Annotated in this window: 15 protein-coding genes; 9 read left to right on the forward strand and 6 right to left on the reverse strand. The window is 26.9% G+C overall.

Features of this window, described 5'->3' with window-relative positions; all coding sequences use genetic code 11:
- Window positions 1–7: 7 nt before the first annotated feature.
- The 6 genes from CDSE_RS02500 to CDSE_RS02525 are packed head-to-tail and all read left to right on the forward strand — an operon-like array spanning window position 8 to window position 3,774.
- Window positions 8–796 (forward strand): ferredoxin--NADP reductase, encoded by a 789-nt coding sequence (locus tag CDSE_RS02500; protein WP_015396437.1) that lies wholly within the window; start codon window positions 8–10, stop codon window positions 794–796.
- Window positions 797–809: 13 nt separating this feature from the next.
- A complete protein-coding gene (locus tag CDSE_RS02505) occupies window positions 810–1,442 on the forward strand; it encodes an RnfABCDGE type electron transport complex subunit B (protein ID WP_015396438.1) in 633 nt (210 codons plus the stop codon).
- Window positions 1,443–1,446: 4 nt separating this feature from the next.
- Window positions 1,447–2,085 (forward strand): endonuclease III, encoded by a 639-nt coding sequence (gene nth, locus CDSE_RS02510; protein WP_015396439.1) that lies wholly within the window; start codon window positions 1,447–1,449, stop codon window positions 2,083–2,085.
- A 53-nt stretch (window positions 2,086–2,138) separates the two neighbouring features.
- Entirely contained in the window at window positions 2,139–2,690 is a 552-nt protein-coding gene (locus CDSE_RS02515) for an inner membrane-spanning protein YciB (RefSeq protein ID WP_041186219.1), read from the forward strand.
- 6 nt (window positions 2,691–2,696) lie between these two features.
- Window positions 2,697–2,972 carry a BolA family protein gene (locus CDSE_RS02520; protein WP_015396441.1) on the forward strand — a complete coding sequence of 92 codons (276 nt, stop codon included), beginning with the start codon at window positions 2,697–2,699 and terminating at the stop codon, window positions 2,970–2,972.
- 25 nt (window positions 2,973–2,997) lie between these two features.
- Window positions 2,998–3,774, forward strand: a complete 777-nt coding sequence (locus CDSE_RS02525) for a peptidylprolyl isomerase (RefSeq protein ID WP_015396442.1) — start codon at window positions 2,998–3,000, stop codon at window positions 3,772–3,774.
- A 52-nt stretch (window positions 3,775–3,826) separates the two neighbouring features.
- Here CDSE_RS02525 and ligA read toward each other — a convergent pair whose 3' ends face one another.
- Window positions 3,827–5,968, reverse strand: coding sequence for an NAD-dependent DNA ligase LigA (gene ligA, locus CDSE_RS02530; RefSeq protein ID WP_015396443.1), 2,142 nt, complete (start codon window positions 5,966–5,968; stop codon window positions 3,827–3,829).
- Window positions 5,922–6,869 (reverse strand): cell division protein ZipA C-terminal FtsZ-binding domain-containing protein, encoded by a 948-nt coding sequence (locus CDSE_RS02535; protein ID WP_015396444.1) that lies wholly within the window; start codon window positions 6,867–6,869, stop codon window positions 5,922–5,924. Before CDSE_RS02535 ends, ligA begins: the two co-directional genes overlap by 47 nt.
- A gap of 340 nt (window positions 6,870–7,209) precedes the next feature.
- Here CDSE_RS02535 and lplT point away from each other — a divergent pair, with 340 nt between their 5' ends.
- Window positions 7,210–8,499, forward strand: a complete 1,290-nt coding sequence (gene lplT, locus CDSE_RS02540) for a lysophospholipid transporter LplT (protein ID WP_015396445.1) — start codon at window positions 7,210–7,212, stop codon at window positions 8,497–8,499.
- A 10-nt stretch (window positions 8,500–8,509) separates the two neighbouring features.
- Here lplT and CDSE_RS02545 read toward each other — a convergent pair whose 3' ends face one another.
- Both CDSE_RS02545 and CDSE_RS02550 read right to left on the reverse strand, forming a co-directional pair.
- Complete coding sequence (locus CDSE_RS02545; RefSeq protein ID WP_015396446.1) at window positions 8,510–9,256, reverse strand: uracil-DNA glycosylase; 747 nt, start codon at window positions 9,254–9,256, stop codon at window positions 8,510–8,512.
- A gap of 2 nt (window positions 9,257–9,258) precedes the next feature.
- Window positions 9,259–10,521, reverse strand: a complete 1,263-nt coding sequence (locus CDSE_RS02550; RefSeq protein ID WP_015396447.1) for a bifunctional tRNA (adenosine(37)-N6)-threonylcarbamoyltransferase complex dimerization subunit type 1 TsaB/ribosomal protein alanine acetyltransferase RimI — start codon at window positions 10,519–10,521, stop codon at window positions 9,259–9,261.
- A gap of 186 nt (window positions 10,522–10,707) precedes the next feature.
- On the opposite strand from CDSE_RS02550, the gene CDSE_RS02555 reads away from it, so the two are divergent.
- Together CDSE_RS02555 and mfd are read left to right on the forward strand one after the other, a co-directional pair.
- A complete protein-coding gene (locus CDSE_RS02555) occupies window positions 10,708–11,256 on the forward strand; it encodes a peroxiredoxin (protein ID WP_015396448.1) in 549 nt (182 codons plus the stop codon).
- A gap of 520 nt (window positions 11,257–11,776) precedes the next feature.
- The gene (mfd, locus tag CDSE_RS02560) at window positions 11,777–15,205 is read left to right on the forward strand and encodes a transcription-repair coupling factor (protein WP_235043903.1); all 3,429 of its coding nucleotides are present in this window, start codon (window positions 11,777–11,779) and stop codon (window positions 15,203–15,205) included.
- Window positions 15,206–15,212: 7 nt separating this feature from the next.
- Here the strand turns inward: mfd and nuoN are convergent, their stop codons facing one another.
- Both nuoN and CDSE_RS02570 read right to left on the reverse strand, forming a co-directional pair.
- A complete protein-coding gene (nuoN, locus tag CDSE_RS02565) occupies window positions 15,213–16,688 on the reverse strand; it encodes an NADH-quinone oxidoreductase subunit NuoN (protein ID WP_015396450.1) in 1,476 nt (491 codons plus the stop codon).
- Between the two features lies 1 nt (window position 16,689).
- The gene (locus CDSE_RS02570) at window positions 16,690–18,177 is read right to left on the reverse strand and encodes a complex I subunit 4 family protein (protein ID WP_015396451.1); all 1,488 of its coding nucleotides are present in this window, start codon (window positions 18,175–18,177) and stop codon (window positions 16,690–16,692) included.
- Window positions 18,178–18,179 lie beyond the last annotated feature (2 nt).

Genomic DNA, 18,179 nt, shown 5'->3' on the forward strand with positions numbered 1-18,179 from the left:
GAATAACATGTATAATCCAACAACAAACAATAACTATACCTGCCAATATATTAAAGATATTAAAACATGGGAAAAGAATAAATTGTTTTCCATTAAAACAACTAAAGATTCTTCATTTCATTTTAAAGCAGGTCAATTTGCTAGAGTAGGTCTATTAAATAAAAAGTATAATGATATTATTTGGAGAGCATATTCTATAGCAAGCTCTCCAAAAGAAACATATCTAGAATTCTACTATACAGTAATAAAAAATGGAGTATTTACAAAACAACTATCAGAGTTAGTAATAGGCAATCAAATTTTAATAGAAAATAAACCATATGGCTTTTTGAGTATAGACCAATTTCTCGCAAATAATTATGATACACATAATAAACTATGGTTAATAGCAACAGGCACTGGACTATCAGCTTATATTTCTATATTAAGGGATAAATTCACATGGGAAAAATTTAAAAAAATATTTCTTGTACACAGTACAAGTTTTTCAAGTGATCTATCATATGGAGAAGAATTAAAAAACATATCCGCAAACAATAAAAATTTTAAATATATTCCCATAACGACAAAAGAAAATTCTAATACCAACCTACAAGAAAGAGTAACAATTGCTTTAGAAAACGGTAAACTAGAAACACTTGCTGGAGAGACGATAGATGCAGAATGTTCTAAAGTAATGTTATGTGGGAATCCACTAATGCTTTCAGATATGCGAAAATTATTAACAAATAGAGGATTCTACACATCCAAACAAAACAAAATAGGTAATTTAGCTCTCGAACGTTATTGGATTTAAATCAAATAAAACTATGAAAAAAAACAGATTATTAGAAATAATAGATGATATTTTACCACAAACACAATGCGGAAAATGTGGTTATAAATCATGCAAACCATACGCTGAAGATCTTTTAAAAGGAATAGCTGAAATAAATCTATGCTCTCCTGGTGGAGATGAAGTCATACTTAAACTTGCAAAAATACTAAAAAAAGAAGTAATACCATTAGACACAACAAAGAAAAAACATGATGGGTATAAATTAGCTATGATAAAAGAAGATGAATGCATAGGATGTACTATATGCATTCAAAAATGTCCAGTAGATGCCATAATTGGCGCCCCCAAGAAAATGCACACTGTATTAAATCAATGGTGCACAGGGTGTGAGCTTTGCATAACACCCTGTCCTGTTGACTGTATAGAAATGATATCGACTAAAAGAAATTGGACAAAAGAAGACTCTAATAATGCTCGTCAAAGATATATAATGAGGCAAGAAAGAATAAAACCAAAATCATCTACAGATATTAATCTAACAGAAGTAATTAATTATAATAATAAAGCTTTAAACGAAAACATACATAATATTCAAAAAGAAGATTTCATTAGAAATATTACATCCAAAGCTAAAGAAAAAAGAAAAAATAATACTATCTTATAAAAATATGGATCATGTGACTATTAGCAATATTTTTGAAAGGTTAAAAAAATCAACCCCTCAACCAAAGACAGAATTGAAATATAATTCTAGTTTTGAATTATTAATAGCTGTAATTCTATCAGCTCAAGCTACAGATAAATCTGTTAATCTCGCAACAAAAGAATTATTCAAAACTTATAAAACACCTGATTCATTTATAAAACTTGGGCTCGTTGGAATAGAAGAACACATAAAAAGCATAGGATTATATCGCACTAAAGCAAAGAATATTCTTAAAACATGCCAAATAATAGAAGAACAATTCTCAGGAGAAATACCAAATAACAGATTAAATTTAGAATCTTTACCTGGAGTTGGAAGAAAAACATCAAATGTTATATTAAATATTATATTCAATCAGCCTACTATAGCAGTTGATACTCATGTTTTTAGAGTATCTAATAGAACAGGAATAGCAACAGGAAATAATGTTATAGAAGTTGAAAAAAAATTACTAAAAAATATACCAAAAAAATACTTAAATAATGCTCATCATTGGCTAATCTTTCTTGGGAGATATACGTGCAAGAAAAGGAAACCAGATTGTAAGAATTGTTTAATAAATGATCTTTGTGATTCTTATAAAAAAGATAAAATTATATAACTATAAAAATACTTATAGTACAATTAAGATTTCTAATCGTGGAAAGACTCATAGTGAACAAAATTATCTTTGATATATTACCATTATCCATATTTTTTATTTCATATACTTATACGAACAATATATATACAGCCACAGAATTTCTCATGGCATCATCTGTTTTACAAGTAGTATTGGTAAAAATAAAAAATAAAAAAATTGATAATAATACTATATTCAGTACATTGCTAATTATAATATTAGGAACAGCTACTGTAATATCTGAGAATGATTTCTTTATCAAATTAAAACCAACAGTAATTTATTGGTTCTTTGGATCCTTTTTGCTAATATCTCGCATTATTTTTAACAAGAATATTCTAAGAACTATGATGCAAGATAAAATAATCCTATCTAATAATATTTGGAACAGACTTAACACTATATGGATATGTTTTTTTATAGCAATGGGATTATTGAATATATTTATTGCTTTTTCTGGATTGTTTAATCAATCATTCTGGGTTAATTTTAAAGTATTTGGTACACTAATCATTTTTGTATTATTTTTAATTGGGCAAATTGTTTTTTTTAAAAAAGAAATTAGATTAAACACAAAAACATAAACAAAAATGATAAACACAACTAAAATAATTAGCATAACAGAGATTATAAAAGACAGACTCTCAATACTGAAACCTTCTATATTATATATAGAAGATTTCTCTGATGATCATAAGAATCATAATCAAGCTGCAAACTCTGGCCATTATAAAATAACAATATCATCTCATGAATTTAATGGCCTATCTAAGGTTAACCAACATAGATTGGTTTATAAATATTTAAATGATCTTATTCCATCTCCTATACATGCAATAATTTTAAACATAAAAAATGATAAATAAATTTAAAAGATTTAAAAGGATAGAAATGAAGAAACTACTAATTCTTACAATGATATTTACATTCGCCAATTTTACTAATGCAAGCACTATAGCATTAGTAAATGACAAACCTATTACTCAGAAAAAGATGGATCAGTTTATTGAGTTACTTGTTAATCAAGGAGCTACTGACTCTGAGCAATTGAGAGAACAAGTAAAACAAGAATTAATTAATAGAGAAATCTTATTACAAGCAGCAGAAAAAGAAGGAATATCTACTCGTAAGGAAGTGCAAACTGAACTAGAATTAGCTAACGAAAGTATTATAGTAAGAGCATTTTTAGCTGACTATTTAAAACAAAATCCTATATCAAATAATCTAATAAAAAACGAGTACGATAAACTAAAAAAGGAACAATCAGGTAAAAAAGAATATAAAATAAAACATATTCTTCTTGATAACGAAAAACAAGCTTCTGATTTAATATCCAAGCTAAATAAAGACAAAACTAAATTTTCTGATATGGCTAAAGAACTATCGAAAGATAATGCCAGCAGCATCAACGGTGGAGATTTAGGTTGGAGTGATACCGATGATTACGTAGAGTCTTTTTCATCTGAAGTAAAATCCTTAACAAAAGGAGCAATATCACAAAAACCAATTAAAACACAATTTGGATGGCATATTATACAATTGGATGATATAAGACAATCTGAGTTTCCTAAACTAGAACAAGTAAACAGTCAAATTGAAGAAATGTTAAAACAAAAAACACTATCCACTCTTCAACAAGAATTACGTTTAAAAGCAAATATTAAATAATATATAAAGTATATAAAAGGCCTATAATTTTTATAAAATTATAGGCCTTTTATTAAATATTAATTCGTTCAACTAAAGACAACAAATCATCTTCATTTATAATCGTCACATTAGCCTCTTTTGCTTTAATTAATTTACTACCTGGATCTTCTCCCGATAATAAATAATTAGTACTTGAAGAAATGGAGTTAACTACTTTTCCTCCATTTTCAATTATATATTTTTTGATATTCTCTCTAGATAAATTTTTTAATTTTCCAGTTATAACGAAAGTTTTACCATCTAATGGTTTTAAATTATTTGACTCAACAACAAAAGATTCTGGTTCTAGCCCTCTATTTTCTAACAGTCTTATCAAATCAATATTTTGAGGCTCAGAAAAGAAAATATTAACTGATGAAGCAACCTTATGCCCTATATCAGGTATAGTCATAAGATCATCTAAACTGCAATTGATAACAGAATCTAAACTGATAAATCTTTTAGCAATAGCAAATGCTGTCATTTCACCAACATGCCTAATACCTAATGCAAATAGAAATTTATCTAATTTAGGATGACGAGATTTTTTTATTGATTCCATCAAATTCGTTGCAGACTTAATTGCAATATTTTCTATTCTCAATAAAAGTTCTATATTTAAATCATATATATCAGCCAATGACCTAACTATATTGCTATCTACAAGTTTATTGATTAAAACATCTCCTAACCCAACTATATTTAAAGCCTTTCTACCAACAGCATGTAATAATCTTTGCTTCAACTGAGCAGAGCAATATAAACCACCAGTACAACGAATAACTGATTCACCATCTATTTTAGATAATTTTGATTTACACACTGGACATAAAGTAGGCATTTTAAAAAAAATTACATCCTGAGAACGTAATTCTAAAACAGGACCTATTATTTCTGGAATCACATCACCTGCTCTTCTAACTCTTACAAAATCACCTATTCTTAAATCCTTACGAATTATTTCATTTTCATTATGCAAAGTAGCACTAGAAATATTAGCACCTCCAACAATAACAGGATTTAAACAAGCAACCGGAGTTATAGCTCCTGTTCTTCCTACTTGTATATTAATATCAGTCAATTGAGTTACAGATTCTTCTGGTGAAAACTTATGTGCCAATGCAAATCTAGGAGCTCTCGAAGAATATCCTATTAAATCTTGGAAATACAAAGAATTGACTTTATAAACAACCCCATCTATATCATAAGGTAATGAATCTCTCAATATATTAATCTCTGAATAATACTCAATCATTTCATTAACATTATTAACCACCCTATGATACTGACTATTAATAGGGAAACCTAAAGAGGAAATCCAATTTAACATAGAACTATGGTAACTACTGTGTAAATCAGTTTGATGATCTGAATTAGAGTATTTTCTTAGATTATCAGTAATACCTGTTATTTCTCCCCAGCCATATGCAAAAAAATTTAATTTACGAGAAGCACTAAGAACTGGATCTAAGCTTCTCAAGCTTCCTGCAGCAGCATTACGTGGATTCATGAAAGTTTTATTACCATTTAATCTCTGATAATCATTTAATCGTTGAAAATCTTTATGATTCATAAAAATTTCACCACGCACTTCTAAAACATCAGGAACTGAATCATGTATAAACAAAGGAATGGATTTAATAGTACGTATATTAGCTGTCACATCCTCTCCTATATAACCATCACCCCTAGTAGAAGCACTCACCAAACAACCTTTCTCATAACGTAAATTAACAGCCAAACCATCTAATTTTAAATCACAGAAATAATCAATATTATCTTCCATATTAATTAATTCATAATTAAATAAAAAACTTTTTAACCTATTATCAAATGAAATAATATTAGTATCTTGAAAAGCATTAGATAAAGATAACATTGGTATAGAGTGTTTTACTTGTTTAAAAGATAATGAAGGCTTAGATCCAACACGCTGAGTAGGTGAGTTATTATTTATTAAACTAGGGTAAGATGACTCTAATTTAACTAACTGATCCATCAAAGAGTCATACTCTAAATCATCAATAGTCGGTGAATCATAAACATAATAAGCTATATTATGTTTATCAATTTCTTTTCTCAATGAAAGAACCTTATTTTTTATAAAATTGAATTCTATATCATTTTTATCTAAAAATTCTTTTGGCACGATAACTACCTGCTTTAAAACCATTCTTTTCTAAAATCTCTAGAATGCTTTGTAATTGATCTTCTATTGATTCTATATAATCTTCTGATAACACCATACCGCTATCGTCAACTATTTTAGCTCCCATACATTCCGAAATTTTTTTTACCAAAGTAAAAAAATTTAAAAACAATCTTTCATCATTAATTGAACGAGGAACATCTAATGTAAAACTAACAATATTATGAATATTTAAAGGCTCATTTAATCCTAAACCATCATCCCTAGATAAGAAAATACAATAATCTTCATTATCCAAAAAAATACTTTCATTCTCAAATCTTATGAAATCAAATTCAGATACAATGTCTATTAACTCATTATACCCAAAAGCATTCTCCATAATTAAATTCAAACTAAAATAAGCATCTATAGAACTACATAACTTATCTAATTGCATCCCTTTACTTAATACAGTTTTATAACTTGGACAAACGAATTCTGAACCAAAAATAGAAGATATACTATCAGAAATATCATAAGCATAGGACCAATCTTCATAACTAATAGGACCATTTCTACTTGCAAGTGCTACTACTATTTTCAATAAAATTATAGAATCATTGTTAGAAATACTAGACTTTATAGTGCCATCTAAAGATTTTAACAAAAACCTCACATTTGTATTTCTTATATTGAGCAATAATTCATATAACTTATTTAAATTATCTCCACAGAGGTGAGGATCAAAAAATATATCTATAGAAAATTCTATTTCTGAATCTACAAATAAATTGTCATTAATATTTATATTGTCAGAATTTATATCATCCTCTGTTACTAGAATTGGATCCACTCGATCAAAAACAGCTGAATTATCATCACCTATTTTTGATTTCAAAATATTAATCCAATCTCTAATTTTATATAAAAATTCAAATTTCATTGTAAAATAAACTTTTGATTAACTATTAAAATAACACGATATAGTTATATTATTATATAAAATAATAAAAATCTAATTTCTAAATACAAATAATATTACCAATAAAATAAATAAAAATTAAAATTATCTAATAACCGTTAATTATTATTTCAATTATAATAAACTCATGAATTTCAATGGCTATAGATTATAAGTTATATTAAATAAAAAGATTATTAAAACAGAATATTTTTTAAAAATTATTAAATAAAGATAAAACTAACTACAATAGAATTTATCGGAAAACTATTCGTAAATTTATATAACATTGTAAAAATTAAACAATCAGAGAGGAATATTGTTGAAAAAAGGATTCTATATTATTATGGCTGCTCAGACTTTTTCTTCTTTAGCAGACAATGCTTTGTTTATATCGGCAATAGCTCTCATTATCGAATTGGATGGTCCATATTGGATGATCCCTATTATGAAATGGTCATTTGCCCTATCATATGTAGTTCTAGCACCTTTTGTGGGTTTATTAGCAGATAAATTCCCCAAAGGACATGTTATGTTTTTTGCTAATTGCATAAAAATGATAGGATGTTTTATGATTATTCTACATCAATGTTTTAGCTCAAATAAAACCATACAAACGTATTTGATTGGTTTGTCTTATGGATTAATAGGCATAGGAGCATCAATATACTCTCCAGCAAAATACGGAATAGTAACTGAAATACTACCAGCCAGAATGTTAATCAAAGGAAATAGTTGGATCGAAGGTCTTACAGTTGTTTCAATAATTTTAGGTACATGTCTTGGTGGATTCTTAATAACTCCTCTAGCATCAAATTTTTTAATAAATCATACCTTTATATCATCACTAACAAGATCACATGCAAATGCAGCAATCTTTGTAATATTATTTATATACCTAATATCAGCAGCATTTAATTTAGCTATAAGAAAGACTAACATTAATTACAATATAAAAAATAATAGTATATTTAGTATTCTTAATAATTTTTATAAAAATTTATCAATAATGTACAATGATAAAATAGGTAGAATATCTATTGCCATTACTACTATATTTTGGGGGGTTAGTGCTAGTTTGCAATTAATAGTCATTGAATGGGGACAGAAACATCTAGGGTATTCTATAGATCAAACATCTATATTAATTGGATTAGTAGCGATAGGAACTGTTATTGGATCAATAATAGTAGCCAAATACGTAAGATTAGCACAAGCATTATCAATATTGCCAGTTGGTATAATAATGGGATTGTTAATATTTATGATGCCTATAGTTAATAGCAAGACTAGCACATACTTATTATTAATAAGCACAGGAATTTTAGCTGGATTCTTTGTAGTCCCTATGAATGCTCTATTGCAACATAGAGGATATAAATTACTATCTGCAGGTAATTCTATAGCTGTTCAGAATTTCAATGAACAGCTAAGCATATTATTGATGATTAGCTTGTACGCAATTCTTGTTTGGTTAAACATAAAAATAAACACAATAATAATAATATACGGCATTGTAGTAACAACACTCATGTCATTTTTCTTCTACTTAACTTCAATTAACAAAAAATCTTATGATAAACTACTACAAAAAACCATAAATGAAGAATAAAACAGAACGATTAGTGTACAGATATAGCCAAACATAAATCATCCCAAGCCAGATGCTTTTCTTCTGGCCTACGCAATAAATATGCAGGATGATAACTTACTATAACTGGAATACGCCTACTATCTTTAGATATAAAATAATGTACTCTTCCTCTTAATTCTCCAATGCTATTCTTATTGCTAAGAATAGCATTGGCAGCTATTTTCCCTAAAACTATAATCTTACTAGGTTTTAATAAATTAATTTGCTCTAATAAGAATGGACGACATTCTTCTACTTCTTCAGTTCTTGGATTCCTATTGCCAGGTGGACGACATTTAACAACATTAGTTATAAAACACTCTGATCTATCAATAATTCCAACAGATCTTAACATTTCATCCAGTAGATTACCTGACTTACCTGCAAAAGGCATCCCTTTTAAATCTTCCTGCTCTCCTGGAGCTTCTCCTATAATCATCCAAGATCCAATAGATGTAGAACCAGAACCAACCACAACATTTTTACGAGAGTTACATAAAGAACATGACTTGCAATTCAATATATTACTCTTCAAAGATTGAGAGAAATCTCCATCATTGTTTTCATTGGATTGATGAACGTTTTTAATTAGTAGATCTTCTTTAATAAAATTAACTATTTCTCTTTTATTTAAACAATTTAAATCTTTATTTGTCAATAAATTTATACCTATTTCTTTCAATAACAAATATTGAGCATCACTGAATAATTTTTTCTTAAAAGGTATATTTAACATAATTAAAAATATTTTTTCATTACAATGGCGTCATCTGTTTTATGATTACTTAAAACATAATAATTTTTTCTAATGCCTATATCAAGAAAGTTATGTTTTCTGTAAAAATTAATAGCTTTTGAATTACTTGATCCTACTTCCACTAATAAACTATTAAGATTATTTTCAGTGGAAATCATAACGCAAGAATTTATTAATTTAGATCCTACTCCCATTCTTTGATTATTACTATTTACTGCTATGCGCAACAAATGACTAATATCTGGAGCAAACATCATTATAAAAAAACCCAATATATAATCTTCGTATTGCATTATATATGAACAATAACCAGAATTAATAGAATCTAAGTAATTAGCATAACTCCATGATGGAATTTGAATTTGAGACTCCAAAAGAAGAATATTTTCTATATCAGAAACCATCATCTTTCTTATTTCAGCTTTAGATAGAAAAGAACTCACTTTAGGATTACCACCTTTATTTAGAAGAAGTTCTTTTGTGGTAAATGCGACTTTATTCCTAATATACAATGGCTCAATATCATATCCATGATAATCTTCTTTCAGAAATAAATCCTTAGCAACATATGATAAGACTAAAGAATCTGGATTTTTAACCATAGAACAATAGAAGAAATTATAAAATTTCTCAGGAATTTTTGGAAGGATATTATATATATCCCACGCATTACCAACTAGTATAAATTTAACATCAATATAATATAATAGCCATTTATTTATATAATAAGATAACCATAAAGATATATCCTCAGCAGATATGAGTATTGGTGATTGTAATATTTGATTAAATCGATGAAACTCAACTAAACAAGAATTTACTAAGTAAGCAGATAAGTAAAGCTCGTTCATTTTTGCATCAGAAGCAGCAATTATAATATAATTACCTTCAATTAAATCTTTTTTGGCTTTGATAGCCATAGAAAAAAGAGAGTCAACTGCTATTATTGGAATATTCAAACTCATACCAATTGCTTTTGAAGTGGCACAAGCCAATCTAATACCTGTAAACTTACCAGGACCTTTCCCAAAAGCTACAATATTCAATTCTTTTTTTTGTATATCTGCTTTTTCTAAAAGATTATCAATAGATGGCAATAAATATTCAGATGGCAATTTATCTTTATCAAACTCTGAAGAGAACGACATTTTAACAAAGCCTTGATTATCAAATGATATTAAAGAAATACTACACTCATCTAATGAAGATTCTATTGCTAATAAATTACTTATTTTTTGATACATGATTTTGATTGTTATATGAGAAGAATAATCTATAAAAAATATTATTATAATTAAAAATGTTAGAATATACTGAAATAGTATTTATAATAAGACCAAATAAGTTATTATTAAATTATTCAATGTTATAACACTATAATATTAGATCCTTTAGTGGTTACTATTCATCTTAATACATAGGAGATATTTATGAAAACAGTTGGTGAAGAACTAGAATCTTTTAAAATAACGGGAGTTAAACCTGGATTTACTCAACATGAAGAAAATGGAGTTTCTGCATTTGAAGAAATTACAGAAAGCTCGTTTCCTGGAAAATGGAAAGTAATATATTTTTATCCTAAAGATTTTACATTTGTATGTCCTACAGAAATAATGGGATTCGATAAGATTTCAAAAGATTTCGAAGATAGAGATGCAATTCTCATGGGTGGATCTGTAGATAATGAATTTGTTAAATTAGCATGGCGCAGAGAACATCCTGGTCTTAGAAAATTAAATCACTATCAATTTGCAGATATAACAGGATCTCTAATTGATCAACTTGGAATAAGAGATAAAAGCGCTGGAGTCGCTCTACGTGCTACATTTATTATAGATCCTGATAATGTCATTCAACATGTATCTGTAAATAATTTGAAAGTTGGACGCAATCCTGAAGAAATCTTAAGATTATTAGATGGATTCCAAACAGAAGAATTATGTCCATGCAATCGCAAGCCAGGTGGAGACACATTGTAAAAATACAGAACTTTGTAGTTTGACGAATTCAAACTATAAACTATCATATAAATGGCATTATAATTTATAATGCCATTTATATTTTTATATTTAATATAAAAACCAACGGATCAATAATATTTAAATGAATTGTTGCCAACATACAACCACTATTCACAATAACACTTAAAAAGTTTAAAAAACTTATACTAAACATCATAATAGTTAACAATTAAATTGTTAGCAATCATACTTTATTTCTATCTGATATATCTCTTTATGAGAATATATAATTATTAAATTATATTTGTAAACTCTAATAACTATCAAGGCAATTCGATATCAATATTGGTGATACATAAAGCAATATGTTGAAAAAGACTACATATATTATATCTACTATCAATATTTAATTTCCATATAGAGTACTAACATAAAAAACATTAATCTTTTTATGCAATTTGTATTCGTTGCTTTGATATAATATACAGCATGTCATAAGAAACATAAGAACGTAAACTAATAATGAATGTTAAGAATCGTGCATATAACCAAAAAAATATTATCTAATATAAATAATTACAAAAAATATTCATATGGTAAACCATATGGATCTGGACTTTCTTTTTTAATAGGTAATATAGAAGAACAAAAACTATATTCACCCATAGTTGTAATTACTAACAATTATTTAGAAGCGCAAAAAATATCTGAAGAAATCAAAATAATATGCCCTGAAAAAAATATAGTTACTATGCCAGAATGGGAAACTTTACCTTATGATTCTTTCTCTCCTAATCAAAGTATAATTTCAGAACGCTTAAAAACATTCTACGAATTGCTAAAAAACAAAATTGATATTTTAACTATATCTATTAATACAGTTATAAATCGTACGATACCACCAGAATTTATTGCTTCTTATAGTTTTGTTTTTAAGAAAAATGATAAGCTTGACGAAAAAGAATTGTTTAATCAACTAAGTATAGCTAATTACAAACATGTTCCTCAAGTTAAAGATTATGGTGAGTTTTGTATACGAGGAGGAATTATAGATATATTCCCTATGGGATCTACAACTGCATATAGATTAGATTTATTAGATGATCTGATTGATTCGATCAGATCATTTGATATAAATACTCAATGTAGTACTGGATATGTTGATGAAATTAAAATATTACCTGGAAAAGAATTTCCATATAATGAAAACTCTATTAGTTATTTTCGTTCAAATTTTAGAGAATATTTTAATGGAGATCCTTCTAAATATGATATATATAAAAACATAAGCAACTCTAACTCCTTTCCTGGAATAGAATATTACTTGCCTTTATTTTTTGAAAAAACAACCACTATTTTTGAATATTTACCTAAAAATTGTTTATTCATAACGTTAGAAAATATTATTTATTCAATAGAACTATTCAATAAAGATGTTTATGATCGTTATAATTTTTTAAAACATGATATAGAAAATCCTATACTTCATCCTGAAAAACTTTTTCTAAAACAGGAAGAATTTCTTGAAAAACTAAAGAATTATAACCATTTGTCTATAAATAAAAAAGAAAACAATGAATTTAAAAAAAATATAGATGTATCAATAAGAAAAGATATACCCAATCCTATTGAACAATTGGGGAAACTACTAAAGCTAAATAATAATAAAACTATAATATGTGTGTATTCAAATAATACTCAAACAACAATTTTAAATATGTTAACAACATACTTATCTTTAGAAATCAAGAGTTATAAATCAATAAAAAATTTTATTGATTCTAAAGAACAAGTAGGGATAACAATAGCTCCCATAAATTATGGTTTTGAATGTATACCACTCAATCTAAATGTAATTACAGAAAATGATTTATACCCAAATAGACGTAATGAATATAAACCTATAAAACAAAAAATTTATAAAAAAAATACAACTCACAACTTCAATGACATCTCAGAACTACAAATCGGAGATCATATTGTTCACTCTCAGTATGGAATAGGTATATATAAAGGGCTTAAAGCAATGAATTTTGGAAAAGATGAAATGGAATTTCTTCATCTCGAATATGCCAAAGATGCTACTTTATATGTCCCTATATCTAATCTCAACTTAATATCTAGATATGTTGGAATAAATTCAGAAGAAATTACTCTACATCAACTAGGTTCAGAATCATGGAGTAAAAAATATAAAAAAGCAGTTCAACAAATACATGATACTGCTGCAGATCTGTTAGAAATTTATTCAAAAAGAGCTATCAGAAAAGGATATAAATTTAATATTTATGAAGAAGATTATAATAAATTTATCGACGATTTTGGTTTTATAGAAACAGCTGATCAAGCAGAAGCTATAAAATCTGTAATTCAAGATATGAGCACAGACAAACCAATGGATAGATTGGTTTGTGGAGATGTAGGTTTTGGAAAAACAGAAGTTGCATTGAGAGCAGCTTTTATAGCAGCTTCAAATAATAAACAAGTAATTATGTTATGCCCTACTACATTATTAGCAGAACAGCACACTCAAACTTTTACAAAACGTTTTTCTAATTGGCCAATTAACATTGCTGAACTATCAAGAATGCGTTCCAGTAAAGAAAATAATCTTACTATTGATAATATAAATAATGGCAATTTAGATATAATTATAGGCACACATAAATTATTATCAAAAGATATTAATTTTAAGAATCTAGGATTAGTTATAATAGATGAGGAACATAGATTTGGTGTTAGACAAAAAGAAATTTTTAAAAATTTAAGACCAGATATTGATTTTCTATCTCTAACAGCAACACCAATACCTCGTACTCTTAGCATGTCTCTAGAAGGTATTAGAGATTTTTCTATTATCACCACACCACCACAAAAGAGATTACCAATTAAAACAATAGTAAACCGTCAAAATAAAAGCATTATTAAAGAAGCCCTAAAAAGAGAAATAAGACGTGGAGGTCAAGTATATTTCCTACATAACGAAATAAATACAATAAATAACAAAAAGATATTATTAGAAGAAATATTTCCAAATATAAGAATAGGTATTGCTCATGGTCAAATGCCAGAAAAAAATCTCGAAAACATTATGAGAGATTTCTGTAACAAGAATTATGATGTGCTTTTATGTACAACAATAATAGAAACTGGTATTGACATACCCAATGCAAATACAATTATTATTAATAGAGCTGATACTTTTGGATTAGCACAACTTCATCAATTAAGAGGTAGAGTTGGTCGTTCTTACCACCAAGCATATGCATATCTACTTACACCAGAAGAAGACTCTATGACAACACAAGCAAAAAGAAGATTAGAAGCAATACAAACTATGGATGATTTAGGATCTGGATTTTATTTGGCACTTCATGACTTGGAAATTAGAGGAACAGGAGAAATTCTAGGGAAATCTCAATCTGGCAATATGCAAGAAATAGGTTATTCTCTATATAATGAGATTTTATCAAGATCAATTTTATCACTAAAAGAAAATGGAAAAGTTAATATAAATAATGACAATAATTTTATATCTTGCGATATTAATCTAAATCTTCCAGCTCTAATACCTACTGACTACTGTTCTGATATACCAACACGACTAACTTTATATAAACGTTTATCACATGCAAAAAATGATGATGATTTATTTATATTAAAAAATGAAATAGAAGATAGATTCGGGAAAATACCCAATCATCTAGAAAACTTAATTATTACACATAGATTAAGGATAATAGCAGAAAAAATACATATAATAAAAATAGTTATAGAAGAATTACAAATAATACTAACTTTAAATAATAACGAAAATATTAATTTAGAAAATATTCTTAAATTAACACAAACAAATAAAAATATAAAAATTCATAAAAACAATAAAATTATAATTAATTCTAATAAAGAATTTAACTTAAAAATTCAAGAGCTTTTTAGAATATTACATTTCTTAAAAGAAAATTGATTTATAACTAAGAACTAATAAAAATAGACAAGCTCATTAATATTTCAGGAAAAATACTAATAATAACAATAATCACACCATTAAAAATTAACACTGCTTTCTGAAACGTAGAATATGCATCTCTTTTATTAATAAAAGGAGAATTATCATTATAATCAAAATATAAAATTTTAATAATTCTAAGATAATAAAAAGCACCAATAACTGATAATATTACCGAATATATAGCAATATATAAATGATTAGAATTTATTAGAACCTGAAAAACTGCAAATTTAGCATAAAAACCGACAAAGGGAGGCAATCCTGCTAAAGATAGCATTGATATAAGAATTAACAAAGAAAGAACTGGTTCCTTTTTATTTAATCCTTTAAAATCATCCAAATTATCACAATCAAAATTAGGATATGATAAATATAACAATATACCAAAAATAAGAAAATTAGTAATAATATAACTTATAATATAAAAAACTGAAGAAGAATATCCTAATAACAATAATCCAGAATCTAAAATTTCTACATTAATCAAACCTAACAATATAAAACCCATATGAGATATTGTAGAGTAGGCTAACATTCTTTTAAAACTCTTCTGCATAATGGCAGCAAGATTACCAATAGTAATAGATAAAAATGCAAATATTATAATAATCAGCTGCCAATCCAAAAATAAATTACTAAAACAATTAAACAAAAGTCTTACTGTTACAACAAAAGCAGCTATTTTAGGGACTGTACTTATAATTAGAGTAATAATAGTAGGTGAACCTTGATAAACATCTGGAACCCACATGTGAAATGGCACTACTCCCAATTTAAAAGCTAATCCAGATATTATAAATATCATTCCAAAAACAATAATTTTTCTTTCATTTGCTTCAGAAATAACTTTAGAAATCTCAACAATATCTAAAGAACTAGTAACTCCATAAATCAAAGAAAATCCATATAACAATATTGCAGAAGCAATAGAACCTAAAATAAAATACTTTAAAGAAGACTCAATTGATTGATAATAATCCTTACGCATGGCAATCATTGCATATAAAGGAAGAGACATTAACTCTAATCCCAAATAAATTGTTATCAAATTCCCAGAAGATACCATAACCATTTGACCAAGTAATGATAACAATGTTAATGAGTAAAATTCCCCACCAGAAGAAATAATATCAAAATCTCTAACATATGATTTACTATATATAAACGAAAAAATAATACTAATATAAAGTAAAATTTTAAAACAATATGATAAATTATCTACTATCAACAAACCATTAAAAGCCTGCCCAAACATAGCCAATTTATATTGGATTACTGATAATAAAGACAATATAAATAAAGTAACAATACTAGATATAAAAGTAACAAAAGTATCTTTTTTAATAATATCTAAAAGTATTATTATTAAAGTTGAAAAAAGCAATACTATTTCAGGAAGGGCAAAAATAAAATTATTGTTCTGTACCATAATATTCATTTCAAAGTTTTGTAATAGATAAGTGTTCTAACAATGTTTTAATAGGTAAGTGAATAATATCTGTAAATATTTTAGGATAAACACCCATAAATAAAACTATTAATGCAAGAGTTGTCAAAATAAAAAACTCTTTTGTATTAACATCTAATAAATCAGAACAAATACTATTCTTTTCAATAACACCAAAAGAAATTCTTTTCACTAACCATAAAGAATAAGAAGCGCTCAGAATTAATGACAAAGAAGCTAAAACAGCTACTATAAATTTATATTGAACTGATCCCATTATTACAAAGAACTCTCCTACAAAACCACTAGTAGCAGGCAATCCAGCATTGGCCATAGAAAAGAACACAAAAAAAGTAACAAACGTTGGCATCCTATTTACTAAACCAGCATAATCAGATATCAATCTAGAATGTGTTCTATCATATAATACTCCTATACAAAAAAACATGGCTGCAGAAACAAAACCATGGGAAATCATTTGAATAATAGCACCCTCTACTCCAGCCTGATTAAATATGAATATTCCTAGAGTAACAAACCCCATATGAGCAATCGAAGAATATGCTACTAACTTCTTCATATCTTTTTGAACTATAGCAACAAAACCTATATAAACAATAGCTATTAATGATAAAGTTACCATCATGCCTGATAGTGATATAGAAGCATCAGGCACTATAGGCAGTGAAAAACGAATTAATCCGTAAGCTCCAAGCTTCAACATAATAGAAGCTAAAATAATAGATCCTGCAGTTGGAGCTTCTACATGCGCATCTGGCAACCAAGTATGAAATGGCCACATAGGAATTTTTACAGCAAAAGCCATCAAAAAAGATAAAAAAATTATCATTTGCTCTATATAGGATAATTTCACATAATGCCAGTCAATAATTTCAAATGAATTAGAAATGTTACTTAGATAAACAAAAGCAACAAACATCAATAAAGACCCTAATAAAGTATACAGAAAGAATTTAAAAGCAGCATAAAAACGATTTGGCCCTCCCCATATACCTATTATCAAATACATAGGAATTAAAGTGGCTTCAAAAAAAACATAAAATAGAATTCCATCTAAAGATGAAAAAACTCCATTAATTAACCCAGATAAAATAAGAAATGCAGCTAAATACTGTGATACTTTAGTAATTTTAGAATCCAAAGAAGAAACTATAACAATGATAGTCATAAAAGAATTTAATATTAAAAACCATAAAGATATTCCATCTATACCTAAATGATAAGTAACATCAAAAGATTTAATCCAAGAATATTTCTCTTCAAATTGAAAAAATATACTTTCCAGTTCAAATAGTGAATAAATAATTAACGTTATTAAAAAGGAACATACAGACCCTAGTAAAGATATAATCTTAGCAAAATTCTGAGAATATCTATCTGCAAATAAAACCATAAGACCAAAAAATATTGGCATAAAAATAGATAGTGAAAGCCAAGGAATATAAATATAGGAAAGCATCG

Source organism: Candidatus Kinetoplastibacterium desouzaii TCC079E (genome assembly GCF_000340795.1).
Classification (GTDB): Bacteria; Pseudomonadota; Gammaproteobacteria; order Burkholderiales; family Burkholderiaceae_B; genus Kinetoplastidibacterium; species Kinetoplastidibacterium desouzai.